A 13,800-nucleotide genomic window follows, 5' to 3' on the forward strand; every position below is an offset into this window, starting at 1 on the left:
ACCTTCAGTTCCCGCTGCTGCCAAACATGGACACCGTGCCGGGCACATAGGCGTCATGCTGGGAGAAATGCTGATACTGCGCCTCGCTTTCCGCTTCCGTCGCGGCATCCCGCGCCTGTTGCAGGGCGGTGGCGCGGCCGTTGGCGGCGAGTTCCGCCTGGATGTCGGACAACTGGCGGGATTGCAGAGCCAGAAGCTGGTTTCCAGCCTGTGCCGCCTGCAACGCCCCGGTGGAGGTCTGGCTGGAAGACACAAGCTGGCTCATGGCCGAACTGTCACTGGGGATGTTGCCCACCACCCGCGCCTGCAGCTTCAAGGCATCCTCAAACCCACCCACGGAATTCTGCCACCGCGTCTGCGCCTGACTGAACAGGGCGCTGTCGGACATGCCCGACGAGACGGACGTGTAAGCCTGCTGGTATTGCTGCTCGACCGACTGCACACTGTAGGCGATGTTCTGCGCCTGCGCGAGCAAGGCCGTCGTCTGGGAAATCGTTGATTGCAGCGTCGACAAGGTGGACAGCGGCAGGCTCGCCAGATTGCGTCCCTGGTTGACCAGCATCTGGGCCTGATTGGCGAGAAAGGTGATCTGGTTGTCGATCTGCTGGAGCGTGCGGGCCGCGATCAGCACGTTCTGGACATGGTTCGCCCCGTCATAGACTGCCCATTGCGCGTGCGCCGGACGCAAGGGAGAGAACGTCCCACCGACCGCCAGCATTGCAGAAGTGAGAAGGACACTCCGGCGGAAATGTTTTTCGCTCGCGCGACCGAAAAATTCAGCCGAAGGCCGGAAAGATTTTGCTGTCATGGCCCGCCCTCCGATCCGCGATCGTCACGTAGAAGATCGGCCGCCCATGACACGCCGCGCGCCTCGAACCAGGCGGGGAGAAAACCGTCCCGCCCGTGCTTCGCGAGCACGGCATCAATCAACCGGTGATCGTCCTTGCCGGAGGCCGCACACAACGCCAGCGCCACCGGACCGAGGCCGAGTTCAAACAGCCGGTTGCCACGCTGGGTCTGGCAGTAATACTCCCGCTTCGAGGCAGCCCGCGCGATGATGGCAATCTGGCGGTCGTTCAGACCGAAGTCGCGATAGATGGTCATAATCTGCGGCTCGATGGCACGTTCGTTGGGCAGAAAGATCCGCGTCGGGCAGCTTTCCACCACGGCCGGGGCGATGGGTGAATTGGCGATATCCGACAGGGACTGCGTAGCGAAGATGACGCTGGCGTTCTTCTTGCGCAGGGTTTTCAGCCACTCACGCAACTGGCCAGCGAAATTCCTGTCATCCAGAACGAGCCAGCCCTCGTCGATCACAAGCAGGGTCGGACGACCGTCCAGGCGTCCCTCGATGCGGTGGAACAGATAGGACAGAACGGATGATGCCGCGCCGGAACCAATCAGCCCCTCGGTCTCGAACACCACCACATCGGCATCACCCAGCCGTTCGGTATCCGCATCCAGCAGGCGACCATAGGGACCACCCAGACAGTAGGGGGCCAGCGCCTGCTTCAGAGCATTGGACTGGAGCAGTGCCACCAGACCGGACAGGGTCCGCTCCTGAACCGGCGATGACGCCAGGGAATTCAGGGCCGACCAGAGGTATGCTTTGACGTCTGGCGTCAGCGCGATCCCTTCAGTGACCATGATCTGTCCCAGCCATTCGCTGGCCCATTTGCGCTCGTCGGCATCATCGATCCACGCCAGTGGCTGGAGTGAAACACCGGGAAAACCGTCCACACCCGAGGCGTCGTCATCCGTCAGGCCACCCCCGAGATCGTGCCAGTCTCCGCCCATGCTCAACGCAGCGGCGCGCATGGAGCCGCCGAAATCGAAGGCAAATATCTGCGCGCCCTGATAGCGGCGGAACTGCAACGCCATCAGCGCCAGCAGCACCGACTTACCCGCCCCCGTCGGTCCCGGGATCAAGGTATGACCGACATCACTGGCATGGAGCGAGAACCGGAATGGTGTCGCCCCTGCCGTTTTTCCGTAGAACAGCGGCGCCGCCTTGAAATGCACGTCCTGGTCCGGTCCCGCCCACACCGCGGAGAGCGGGATCATATGTGCGAGATTTAGGGTCGAGACCGGCGGCTGGCGCACATTAGCGTAAACATGGCCGGGCAAGCTCCCAAGCCATGCCTCCACGGCGTTCAGGCTTTCCGTCATGCAGGTAAAGTCGCGCCCCTGGATAATCTTTTCCACAAGACGGAGTTTTTCGGTCGCAATGTTGGCGCTGCTGTCCCAGACCGTCACGGTCGCGGTAATATAGGCCTGCCCGACATCATCAGCACCGAGCGACTGCAACGCGATATCAGCATCTGCCGCCTTGTTGGCGGCATCACTGTCCACCAGAACCGATGCCTCGTTGGTCATGACTTCGCGGACAATGGCCGCAATGCTCTTGCGCTTTGCAAACCACTGACGCCGGATCTTCGTCAGCACTTTCGTCGCATCGGTCTTGTCCAGCAGGATGGCACGCGTCGACCAGCGATAAGGCATCGCCAGCCGGTTCAGATCATCGAGAATGCCGGGGAAGGTCCGGCTGGGAAACCCAGTGATCGTCAGGGTTTTCAGGTACGCATCCCCGAGTTTCGGTTCCAGACCGCCCGAGAGCGGCTGATCCACCAGCAGGGCGTCGAGATGCATGGGGATTTCCGGCACCCTGACGCGCTGGTTCCGTGTCGAAATGGTGGAATGGAGATACGTCAGCGTTTCGCCATCGTTCAGCCATGCCGCCTCGGGCATGAATCCGTCCAGCAGGGCAAGAAGCCGGTCGCTGCGATCGATGAAGGCATGGAGCATGCCATGTGGATCGGGTCCGTCATGCTCCCTGCCCTCATACAGAAACCGGGCAGCCCGGTCAGAAGACTCCGCAGGCGGCAACCAGACCAGGGTGAGGAAATACCGGCTCTCAAAATGCGCACCCTCATCCTCGAACTGCTCCCGGCGTTCCAGATCGACCATCTGACTGGCCGCATCGGGAAAATCGCTGTTGGGATAGAGGGTCGCCGGCACACGCTGCGCTTCCACGAACACAGCCCAACCTGAACCAAGACGACGCAGGGCGTTGTTCAGCCGCCCGGTCACGCCGACCAGTTCGGCCGGTGTCGCACTGTCCAGATCAGGGCCACGAATTTTTGCCGTGCGCTGGAAGGAACCGTCCTTGTTCAGGACGACACCATCCCCGACCAGTGCCGCCCAGGGCAGGAAGTCGGACAGGAGGGAATGTCTATTGCGGTATTCGCCAAGGGACATCATGGCCGGTCTCCCTATGCCCGCAGCCAGGCGGGATAGCGGAGATGCCGCCGTCCAACCTCAATGAAGAACGGATCGTGCCTGGCGCCCCAGACCGCGAGTGTATGTCCCACGATCCAGAATGCCGCGCCGATCAGCCACAGGCGCAGACCCAGCGCGATCGCAGCCGCCAGCGTGCCGTTGGCGATGGCGACCGCGCGGGGTGCCCCACCCAGAAGGATCGCGTCGGTCAGGGAACGATGGACCGGGACATGAAAGCCCGGCACCGCATCATCGTCATAGCCCGCCATCAGATCAGCGCCCCGCCCGAGAAGGAGAAGAAGGACAGAAAAAACGAGCTGGCGGCAAAAGCGATGCTGAGCCCAAAGACAATCTGGATCAGGCGACGGAACCCGCCGGATGTTTCCCCGAAGGCCAGGGTCAGACCGGTCACGGTGATGATGATCACAGAGACGATCTTGGCCACTGGTCCCTGCACGGATTCCAGGATTTCGTTGAGCGGGTTTTCCCACGGCATGCCGGAGCCGGACGCCCAGGCTGACGACACAAAAACTAGCGACAGAAGCGTGGACGCTCCGAACATGCGAATATCCGGCACATGCCGATCAGGACGTGCAACAGCGCGCAGACGTGAAGGCGGCCTCATGATGACTCTCCATTGGCAGATCTTGATGTTTTGGAAGAGGGCAAGCTGACTGGCCGGATGCGATAGGCTCCCGTCACGGGATCCAGGCCGTCGACTTCAGCCAGTTCGGACAGGCGACGGGCCGTACCACGTCCGGACAGCACGGCGATGACGTCGATGGTCTCGGCGATCAGCGCACGGGGCACTGTGACGACGATTTCCTGAATCAGTTGCTCCATGCGATGCAGGGCACCGATGGCGGTGCCGGCGTGAAGTGTGCCGATCCCGCCGGGATGGCCGGTGCCCCACGCCTTGAGGAGGTCGAGCGCCTCGGGGCCGCGCACCTCGCCAATGGGAATACGGTCAGGCCGCAGGCGCAGGGCCGAGCGCACCAGTTCGGATAGCGTGGCGACGCCATCACGGGTGCGGAGCGACACGAGATTGGGTGCGCGGCATTGTAGTTCGCGCGTATCCTCAATCAGCACGACGCGATCGTCAGTTTTCGCGACTTCGGCCAGCAGGGCGTTGACCAGCGTGGTCTTGCCCGTGGATGTGCCACCCGCGACCAGGATGTTTTTCCGGTCTGCAACTGCCTGGCGAAGATATGCCGCCTGGCCTGCTGCCATGATCCCGGCTTCGACATAATCATCGAGGGTGAACAGCGCGACAGCGGGCTTGCGGATCGCAAAACTCGGGGCCGTCACTACGGGTGGGAGCAAACCCTCGAACCGCTCACCGGTCGGCAATTCCGCCGACACGCGTGGGGCTGCCTCGTGGACCTCTGCCCCGACATGGTGCGCCACCAGCCGTACAATGCGTTCGGCATCAGCCGATGTGATCGTCTCCCCGGTATCACCCAGCCCCTCGGACAGACGGTCAATCCACAGCCGCCCATCGGGATTGAGCATCACCTCGACAATGGCAGGATCAGCGAGGTGCCGGGCAATAGCCGGTCCCATCGCCGTGCGCAGCATGGACATGCCACGCTGGCGCGCACCACTGTCAATCGATGTGACCGCCATGGAAATCCCCGTCTCTGCGGGCCATCCGGCCTCTCCGGACGACGACGGGGACAATTAGAGAGTGCTGTTTTCTCCCGATTTCAACAGTATTTTCCAGCCATAGTACAGGATCGTACCGGATGCGGTTTTTACTTACGAATTGCGGGATCAGGTTTCTGGCGCTGGAGGCACATCGTCGGGAATTTCCTGCCGAAAGACCGGCCCCCGGCTGAGTCGTCGACCGAGAGCCGCCACAAACGCCTCGTAGCGTTCCACCCCCTGCGCCCGCGCGGCAGCGGCTGCTGGTTCCGGCAAGGGCGGGCTGACCGTCATCCAGTAGCGGATGAACAAAGCCAGCGTCTCAAGGCTGATCCCAAGATCGCGCTCCATGCGGGCGACCTGCCGGTCAAGGCGGTCTAACCTGCGGCTCATCGACGCTTCCCGTCGCTCGTCGGCATCGGGTGACAGAAAGGACGCAATGGCGGCTTCCGCTACCACGGACAGGGAGAGATCGCGCCGCGTAGCGTGCGCGGTCAGGGCATCCAGCAGTTTCGGCTCCAGATAGACCGACAGCCGTACCTTCTTCGGGGATGTTCTCATTGCACCCTCACAACCCAAGGTCATTGCCACGGTCGAGCCCAGCCTGCCGGGCAATCCGTGTCAGGTTGGCGCGATCCCGTGCTTCCGGATCGGCGAAGGCTCCTCGCCAAAAAGGTCCGGTGCTGCACGCCGCTTGCGTTTGCCGGTCTCCGCCGGATCATGCTCGCGCGACCACTTCCGCCCCGTGCCGAGCGCTTCATCGCTATCGGCATCATCGGGCCTGTCAGGCTCCGCCGCCGACATCTGCTGCTCCGGTGGCGGAGTGACAGGAGACGGGCGGCCACTCCAGTCATCAGGTCGCACGGGCCGTGGCAATTGCGTGGGATCCGGCGGCGGCAGAACGCGCTCGACGAAGCGTCGGTCCCGGAAATACCGCGCCTTCCGCACGCGGATCGGCGGACAGCCTGCCACCATGACCACCTCATCCCGCGCCGGAAGCTGCATCACCTCACCCACCGTCATCAGGGGTCGCACGCTTTCCTGACGCGAAACCATGAGATGCCCCAGCCAAGGCGACAGCCGGTGCCCGGCATAGTTCTTCTGCGAGCGGATCTCAGTGGCTACCCCCAGCCCGTCGGACACGCGCTTCGCGGTCCGTTCGTCGTTGGTGGCGAAACTCACCCGGACATGACAGTTGTCGAGAATACTGTTGTTCTGGCCGTACGCCTTATCGATCTGGTTGAGGGACTGTGCGATCAGGAACGCCTTGATCCCGTAGCCCGCCATGAAGGCCAGCGCGCTCTCGAAGAAATCCAGCCGGCCAAGGGCAGGAAATTCATCCAGCATCAGCAGCAGGCGACGCCGTCCCGCGCGGCCGGATAAATCCTCCGTCAGCCGCCGCCCGATCTGGTTGAGGATCAGACGGATCAGCGGCTTAGTGCGGCTGATATCCGAGGGCGGGATGACGAAATACAGCGAGACAGGCCGGTCACCCTCCAGCAGGTCACTGATCCGCCATTCGCATCGACTGGTTACTGTCGCCACTACCGGATCGCGATAGAGGCCAAGAAACGACATGGCAGTGGAGAGCACGCCGGAGCGCTCGTTGTCCGATTTGTTGAGCAGTTCCCGCGCGGCGGACGCCACGACGGGGTGTGGCCCCGCCTCCCCGAGATGCGATGTCCGCATCATGGCCGACAGGGTCGCCTCGATCGACCGCTTGGGGTCGGAGAGGAATTTCGCCACCCCGGCGAGGGTTTTATCGTCCTCGGCATAGAGCACATGCAGGATCGCCCCGACCAGCAGGGCATGGGAGGTCTTTTCCCAGTGGTTGCGCCGTTCCAGCGATCCTTCGGGATCGACCAGAATATCGGCGATGTTCTGCACGTCGCGGACCTCTGACGCCCCACGCCGGACCTCCAGCAGGGGGTTGTAGGCCGAGGACGCCGGGTTGGTTGGATCGAACAGCAGCACCCGCCCGAAGCGATTCCGGAAACCGGCGGTGATCTGCCAGTTCTCGCCCTTGATGTCATGGATGATGGCCGAACCCGGCCAGGTCAGGAGCGTGGGAATCACCATGCCCACACCCTTGCCGGTGCGCGTCGGCGCGAAGGTCAGAACGTGCTCGGGGCCATCATGCCGGAGATAGGCCCGGCGGTATTTCCCCAGCACAACGCCATCTTCGCCCAGCAGCCCCGCCGCGCGGATTTCAGCATCTTCGGCCCAGCGGGCAGAGCCATAGGTCGCGGCGCGCTTCGCCTCACGGGCACGATGAACAGACAGAGCCACGGCGGCTGCGAAGGCCAGAACCCCGCCGGAACCCGCGATCCAGGCGCCGCGTGCGAAGACCGCCGGGGCGTAGGCGTCGAACTCGTACCACCACCAGAAAAACAGCGGCGGGGCATAGACCGGCCAGCGATGCAGGACCGTGAACCACGGCCGGCCGAGTTCCGGCTGGAACGCCAGTTCCCAGGCCGTCCATTGTGTGGCCGTCCACCAGGACAGCACGATCATGGACAGGACCACGAGCACCTGCCCCCACTGGATACGTGTTCCCGGCTGATCCATCGTGTCCTCCCCTTGTTATGGGAGACAGCGAAGAACCGGGATTTTCCGGGACGCAATCAGGATCCGATGGTCGTCGTACTGTGGCGGGCAGAAGCGAAAAAATACTTGCGCATTGCGGGCTACAGACAACCCCATCCATCATACGCGGAATATCCCTCGGAAGGAGTCGCGCCATGACTGGCCCACGGAACCTGCTCTGGTCTAACGACACTGTCGATCAGCAAGACACGGAAGAGCAGAGGAAGCTCGACGGTGTGATCGACGCGGTGAACAATCTGCACATTCGGCACGGCTTGCTGAGTGACGAGTTCTCGACGCTCTGATCCGATGCCGCAATTCGCGATCTACCGAAACCGGGATCCCGCTCGGTATCCATATCCAGAACAATCACTTTGAGTGCGGTATAGGCCGCGTCATAGCCAGACCCGCTTCCAACGTTGATCATGTTCTCTATATGTTCTAATGAAAATTTTAAAGAGATCATTCAAATCTCTGGTTGCGATTTGAGCGTTGAGAAGCCAAACATTGAGGAGATGCGGATAGCCGCGGATAGAATCGGAGCATGTGATGGGCAAGGACGGAAAAGACGCGCATCGGGTCACCGCCACCCTGACCAAGCAGCAACACGCGGAAATGGCACGCATCGCGCGCAAGTATGGAATGACGACCGCTTGGCTTGTGCGGCGAGCATGTGAGCGACTTATCGAGCAGGAAAACGGCGGCCCCCTTCTCCCATTGGCCCTTGGAGAGACCAATGCTTAGCGCGGAGTTATTCTGTGGATGTGGCGGCCTCGCTCTCGGCATGTCCCGCGCCGGTTTCGAGCACGCGCTCCTCGCGGAATGGAATAACGAGGCTGTTGCGACCCTGCTGCATAATAAGCGGCGACGCATCAAACATGTGGCGCAATGGCCGATTAGCGGCGAGACCGACGTCCGAGACATTGATTGGTCACCCCTCGCGGGTAAGCTTAGGGTGGTTTCTGGTGGCCCACCGTGCCAGCCTTTCGGCATCGGTGGCAAGAAGCGCGGCCACGAGGATGATCGCGACATGTGGCCGGAAGCCATTCGCGCGGTACGGGAAACCCGACCTGATGCTTTTTTGTTCGAGAACGTCCGCAATCTCGCTGGCCCCAAGTTCCAGAGCTATTTGGAATGGATCGCGTCACACCTCCGTCATCCGCGCATGACGCGCCGGGAAAACGAGACTTACGCCGGGCATCTTCAGCGCCTCCTACAGATCGATCGCCTTGGGGATTATCAGGTTTTGGTGCAGGTCGTGAACGCGGCTGATTACGGCGCGCCGCAGATACGTCATCGCGTCCTTATTTTTGGCATCGCCTCGCGTCTTGGCATCAATCCCGAACCCATGTCTCCGACTCATTCGCGAGATCGGCTGCTTTGGGAGCAATATGTAACGGGAACGTACTGGTCCCGACATAGCCTCCCAACGAAGACCGCTCCCGTGACTGGGGTTGACGCGGCGCGCGTGGCTCGTCTCAAAGCATCGAACGTCGAACCTATCGGGCTTCCATGGGTTACGGTACGTGACGCTCTGCTCGGTCTCGGAGAGCCCAACGGCGAGAGTAACCACGTCTATCAGCCAGGTGCGCGTGTTTACCCTGGACACACCGGCAGTCCTCTGGATCTCCCCGCCAAGGCCCTAAAAGCGGGCGATCATGGCGTTCCCGGCGGCGAAAACATGGCGGTGCTCGATGATGGTGGGGTCCGTTATTTCACCACTCGCGAGGCGGCACGCCTTGTGGGGCTTCCCGACTCGTATGTTTTTCCGCGATCATGGACCGAGAGCATGCGTCAACTTGGGAACGCCGTTCCAGCGCAGCTCGGAGAGGCTGCGGGACTTTGGTTAAAAAGACTACTAGCGCGAGCGGACGGGGCACGGCGGGCCGCCTGAAGCAGCCAAACTCGGCTCTCGGGACAAATGATAGCTCACCCGAGAAGGTATTAGCCGACTTGGAAAACGGCCTTGATGAGTTAATTCGTCTGGCGTCCACCGATCTGCCCGCTCATGCCACGCGCAAGCTTCGGAACGGACTGACCAAGTTCGCCGAGAAAGTAGACACCGCTCGCGAGAGCACCGATACGGTTAAACTACCAAAGGCGTCGTTTGACCCCGGCGATCCCAAAACAGTCGGCCGAATGGTCGCCCTTGCTCTCCTGGCTCAACCACGGCTGCCGCTCGCCTCCGTGCCAGACGCCTATGGTTCCGGTGTCTACGCGATCTACTACAATGGCGATCACCCATTCTATGAAGCCATCAGCCACACCGAAACTCCGATCTACGTGGGAAAGGCTGATCCAGAGACTCCCGAGGCGAGCACTCCACGGGAACAAGGATCGAAACTTACCTCTCGACTGAAAGAGCACGCGAAAACCATTCGAGCGGCTGACGCGCATGCCCATGAAAATCATCTTCCCGACGGATTATTTCCTATTCGCCTGAAAGATTTCGAATGCCGTCGTCTGGTATGCGCCACAAACGCCCAGCTTGTCGCCGAACGACATCTCATTTCCACTTTCTGGCCATTATGGAATAGCGAGACGAAAGTCTGCTGGGGCATGAGCAAACATGGGGATTCCCATAAAACCCGAAAAAATAAACGGTCACCATGGCACGTGATTCATCCCGGCAAAGCATGGGCCGCCGACACAACGGACGAGAAGCAGGAAGACGCGCTCTCCCCAAGCGAAATTCAGCGTCGTATTGGCGAATTGCTGGAGCGCACGCCACCGCGTCGAAGTCACGAGCAACTCCTTGAGGAAATGCTGGTCGCATTTCGGCAGGATGATACGGTTGCACTTGAGACGGAGACGGAAGAGCTTAAACCACCCGTGAATTTCCGAGGTCCAGGTCCAGAGGACGATGGCACGGATTAAAGTGAAAGAGCACGTCTCTCCGGAACGAAGCGCCCAAATGGCCTTGGTAAAGGGGAAGAATACGAAACCCGAGCTTCGCGTCCGCCGCGCTTTGCACGCGGCGGGCTTTCGATATCGTCTCCATGACAAATCCCTTCCGGGACATCCGGATATTGTTTTTCGTTCTCGGAAAACGGTCATCTTCGTCCACGGATGCTTCTGGCACCGCCATTCAGATCCGAATTGCAAACTCGCCCGGCTACCCAAATCACGGTTAGAATTTTGGGAGCCCAAACTTGAAGCAAACGCCGCTCGCGACCGACGCAATAAGTCTCTCCTGGAGGAGGTAGGCTGGAAAGTTATAACAATATGGGAGTGTCAGACGACACCCTCGACAATACAATCCACGATCACAAATACGAAGAAACAATTAGAATGTATCACTTCGAATACCGACGCCCCTAAGACGCAATTATTTTGAAGTGATAAGCCGCCAACATACATCTCATCCCAGTCAAAGACCTAACCCGCGTTTCCGCGCGAACGACCAGTCGATCCCTCCATCACCGCGCATGATGCCCGACACTTCCCGTCCGCGCTGCTTTTCCAGCGAGGGCGACCATGGCACCAGTTCGAAGCCCAGCCCGTCATCGATCATGGCGAACCGGCCCGACGCCAGATTGAAACGCTGCCGATATGTGCCTGTGACGGGATCACCCTGGCCGCTCTGCCGAAACGGTGTCCCAGACTTCCCGCTGAGGTTCCGTCCTACCATCTCCAGTTCCCGCTGGCGCAGCGTGGCGAGCAGGTTCCGCGCGTATCGAATACCCCCGCCATCGTGGCTGGCCAGACCCTGCTCCACCAGATGCTCCGTGCGCTTTTCCGTCGCCTCCTTGACCTCGGCGCCGAACCCGGAGGAGGCCAGCGCAAGAGGCTCCCGCGCGATGGCCTGTCGGTCGAGCCAGGTAGCGCCGTCCGCCGTCACCTGCCGCTCCAGCGTGACGTCCGAGCGCACGGCCAGCGCGGCACGGCCACGGCCCTGTTTATCGATGAAATGTCGCAGTTCGACGATGGAGCCGACTGCTCCGTCACCAGCGGCTTCAAGGTCCGGCATACGGACATGATGCGTGCGTCCATCAATTCCATCGATGACAACATAAGCCGTGCCGCGCAGTTCGTCATCGAGGCCACGATCGACCAGTCGTCCAATCACAGGATCGGTGGTGTCCTCACCCGCCAGCACCCAGGACGACGCGGTGCGATCGATCTTCTGTTCCGCCAGTCCCCGATGGATCCGTTTGATGATGTCGTTGCGTTCGCTGATCTCCCGCAATGTGGCCTCCGCACTCTCGTCCATCCTCCAGCAATCCGGCCCGACCTGATGCGCCAGCCCCATGGTTTCCAGGCGACGCAGGCGACCCAGCTTCACCGTGGCGAAGGCGTCCGGCGTTTCGCCCGGCGCGCGCCCGAGAGCGATGATGCCATCTTCACCGGCATCCCTCTGAAGCTGTCGGTCGAGTTGGGTCCAGCGGTCAGCATTTACCTGCCGCTCGACCGCCTGATGGATGTCATGATCGGTGCGAGGCCCGAGTTCCAGTGTCACCAGATCCTGGGCACGGGCACGCATGCCCTCACGGATGTAATCGCGCGCGATCACCAGATCGGACCCATCCTCCGCCACACCCCGGACGATGACGTGCAGATGGGGATGGGCGGTGTTCCAGTGATCGACAGCAACCCAGTCCAGTTTCGTCCCAAGATCGGATTCCATCTGGCCCATCAGATCGCGGGCGAAAGCCCGCAGATCCGACATCTCCGGCGCGTCCTCCGGGGAGACGATGAAACGGAAATGATGCCGGTCCCCATCGCAGCGTTCCGCGAAGTCCGAAGCGCGGATGTTATCGCTGTCCTTGCCAAACAGGCGCGCATCCTCTCCGTCCCGCGTCACCCCCTCCCGACGCAGATAGCGCAGATGTGCTGCCAATGGTGTGGCGCGCGGCGCGTGGCGCACGACGCGCGCCTTGATGACGACGCCCCGCGAGCGGCTGGTCAGCAGGCGATTGGCCGCATGGACGGCGGCCCTGCCCCGCCCGAAGGTGGAGCGACGCCCGGCACTGATTTTCCCCGAGCGGGAAACCCTGCCACCGGCCCGCTGCACGGACGCCAGCACCTGCGTCACAAAGGGCCGCGCCTGCCGGGCGCGGGTGGAGCGGAGACGCCCTGGCCGAACCCGGAAGTCCTCATCCCTGTTCATGAAAAATGTCCCGCACCGCGCGAAAGATCGCATCGGATCAAAGAGATGACATCGTGTCGCGAGGTGCGGAAAATCCACGCACCTCGCGACAAGACTTCAAAAACCCCGGAAAACAGACACCCCAACCGAGCCGCGATGTGCGGCTTTTTATCCAGCCCTCCCTTTTCTGTTGGCTTTCCGGGGGGTTCACGCCTCACTGGACCTGATCCGATCCCTTCAGTGGGACCATGACGGACCTCTCCCCGGCATGTCCTGCGAAGAGATTTTCGGGAGCAGCGACATGACGTGCCGTGGGTGCTCGAAACGCATCGGGCTGGCCGGAAACGAAGAGCGCAGCCGTCACCCAGGAACGAGCCGGAAAGGGCAAAAAGGCAGCGGGAAGATGGAGGTCAAACGATGGTTTTTTCATCAGCCGTGTGACGAATTCCACGTAGGAAATCGTCTCGCTTGGCAGTGGCCGACCGGTCGCGAGATGCTCGTCATAACGACCGGGACCGGCGTTGTAGGCAGCGAGAAAACCCGCATCGCCATAGCGGTCGTGCAGCCATCGCAGATAGGCTGCACCGGCCGCGATATTGTCATGTTGATCGAAGGGATCGACCCCCAGATTGAGCGTGCGCCGGACATCTTTCCAGGTGCCCGGCATGAGCTGCATCAGGCCCATCGCACCAGCATCGGACACCGCATGCGGATCGCCCGCACTTTCGGCTTGCAGGACCGCCCGTACCCACATCGCCGGGATCGCATTCCGTTCCGCCGCCTGACGCACGAGGTCATCGAAACCCTGCGCCCGAACAATGGCCGGCGAGAACGGCAGCGCGAGAACGGCTAGCACGCCAGCGGACAGGAAAAACCGGAGGCTCATTCCCGGCCTCCCGGACGTTTCGCGGGGCGGTTCCACACCAGTTGCCATTCGCGCCCGCCACGTCCGGCCTGGAACAGCGTGGCCCGGACCGGCTGCATGAAACTGGGGTCATCCAGGACGATGGAAATATATTCGCCGGCGCGCTCCCCGGTGCGGGTCCAACCGGCACCGATCTCTGACCCAGTGTCTCCGTCACCGAGATGGATGCGATAATCCGGCGCATGTTCCGCGCCGTTGTTTTCCGCTGGCACGAAGGTCAGTTCTGCGTCCAGCGACAGAGTGCGCACGCGACCGGCAAAACCATCGGCGGTGCGGG

13 protein-coding genes and 1 pseudogene are annotated in these 13,800 nt (G+C 61.6%); 4 read left to right on the plus strand and 10 right to left on the minus strand.

Annotated features, from left to right (window positions below; genetic code table 11):
• Nucleotides 1–4: 4 nt before the first annotated feature.
• The 7 genes and pseudogenes from trbJ to HK20_RS08935 form a co-directional block, all read right to left on the minus strand.
• Nucleotides 5–808 (minus strand): P-type conjugative transfer protein TrbJ, encoded by an 804-nt coding sequence (trbJ, locus tag HK20_RS08905; protein WP_086646718.1) that lies wholly within the window; start codon nucleotides 806–808, stop codon nucleotides 5–7.
• The gene (gene trbE / locus HK20_RS08910; protein WP_086646719.1) at nucleotides 805–3,261 is read right to left on the minus strand and encodes a conjugal transfer protein TrbE; all 2,457 of its coding nucleotides are present in this window, start codon (nucleotides 3,259–3,261) and stop codon (nucleotides 805–807) included. The genes trbJ and trbE overlap by 4 nt, the downstream gene beginning before the upstream one ends.
• An 11-nt stretch (nucleotides 3,262–3,272) precedes the next feature.
• Nucleotides 3,273–3,548: a VirB3 family type IV secretion system protein gene (locus tag HK20_RS08915; RefSeq protein ID WP_086646720.1), complete on the minus strand. Its 276-nt coding sequence runs from the start codon at nucleotides 3,546–3,548 to the stop codon at nucleotides 3,273–3,275.
• Nucleotides 3,548–3,841 (minus strand): TrbC/VirB2 family protein, encoded by a 294-nt coding sequence (locus HK20_RS08920; RefSeq protein WP_086646734.1) that lies wholly within the window; start codon nucleotides 3,839–3,841, stop codon nucleotides 3,548–3,550. Before HK20_RS08920 ends, HK20_RS08915 begins: the two co-directional genes overlap by 1 nt.
• 59 nt (nucleotides 3,842–3,900) lie before the next feature.
• Nucleotides 3,901–4,905 (minus strand): P-type conjugative transfer ATPase TrbB, encoded by a 1,005-nt coding sequence (gene trbB / locus HK20_RS08925; RefSeq protein ID WP_086646721.1) that lies wholly within the window; start codon nucleotides 4,903–4,905, stop codon nucleotides 3,901–3,903.
• 147 nt (nucleotides 4,906–5,052) lie between these two features.
• Complete coding sequence (locus tag HK20_RS08930) at nucleotides 5,053–5,484, minus strand: ribbon-helix-helix protein, CopG family (protein WP_086646735.1); 432 nt, start codon at nucleotides 5,482–5,484, stop codon at nucleotides 5,053–5,055.
• Nucleotides 5,485–5,491: 7 nt separating this feature from the next.
• A pseudogene (locus tag HK20_RS08935) lies at nucleotides 5,492–7,491 on the minus strand (conjugal transfer protein TraG).
• Between the two features lie 173 nt (nucleotides 7,492–7,664).
• Between HK20_RS08935 and HK20_RS13105 the strand changes: the two are divergent.
• The 4 genes from HK20_RS13105 to HK20_RS08955 all read left to right on the plus strand — a co-directional run bounded on the left by HK20_RS13105 (nucleotide 7,665) and on the right by HK20_RS08955 (nucleotide 10,846).
• Nucleotides 7,665–7,814, plus strand: coding sequence for a hypothetical protein (locus HK20_RS13105; RefSeq protein WP_198943910.1), 150 nt, complete (start codon nucleotides 7,665–7,667; stop codon nucleotides 7,812–7,814).
• A gap of 431 nt (nucleotides 7,815–8,245) precedes the next feature.
• Entirely contained in the window at nucleotides 8,246–9,403 is a 1,158-nt protein-coding gene (locus HK20_RS08945; RefSeq protein ID WP_086646723.1) for a DNA cytosine methyltransferase, read from the plus strand.
• Between the two features lie 59 nt (nucleotides 9,404–9,462).
• Nucleotides 9,463–10,386: an Eco29kI family restriction endonuclease gene (locus tag HK20_RS08950; RefSeq protein WP_158093047.1), complete on the plus strand. Its 924-nt coding sequence runs from the start codon at nucleotides 9,463–9,465 to the stop codon at nucleotides 10,384–10,386.
• Nucleotides 10,373–10,846: a very short patch repair endonuclease gene (locus tag HK20_RS08955; protein WP_086646724.1), complete on the plus strand. Its 474-nt coding sequence runs from the start codon at nucleotides 10,373–10,375 to the stop codon at nucleotides 10,844–10,846. Before HK20_RS08950 ends, HK20_RS08955 begins: the two co-directional genes overlap by 14 nt.
• Nucleotides 10,847–10,879: 33 nt before the next feature.
• Here HK20_RS08955 and HK20_RS08960 read toward each other — a convergent pair whose 3' ends face one another.
• The 3 genes from HK20_RS08960 to HK20_RS08970 all read right to left on the minus strand — a co-directional run.
• Nucleotides 10,880–12,619 (minus strand): VirD2 family relaxase/mobilization nuclease, encoded by a 1,740-nt coding sequence (locus HK20_RS08960; RefSeq protein WP_086646725.1) that lies wholly within the window; start codon nucleotides 12,617–12,619, stop codon nucleotides 10,880–10,882.
• Nucleotides 12,620–12,812: 193 nt separating this feature from the next.
• On the minus strand, nucleotides 12,813–13,484 hold the full coding sequence (locus HK20_RS08965; RefSeq protein WP_086646726.1) for a lytic transglycosylase domain-containing protein: 672 nt from the start codon (nucleotides 13,482–13,484) through the stop codon (nucleotides 12,813–12,815).
• Nucleotides 13,481–13,800 (minus strand): DUF736 domain-containing protein (locus tag HK20_RS08970; RefSeq protein WP_086646727.1); only part of this gene is annotated, 320 nt, incomplete at its 5' end. The genes HK20_RS08965 and HK20_RS08970, both read right to left, overlap by 4 nt.

Source organism: Acetobacter sp. DsW_54 (genome assembly GCF_002153575.1).
Classification (GTDB): domain Bacteria; phylum Pseudomonadota; class Alphaproteobacteria; order Acetobacterales; family Acetobacteraceae; genus Acetobacter; species Acetobacter fabarum.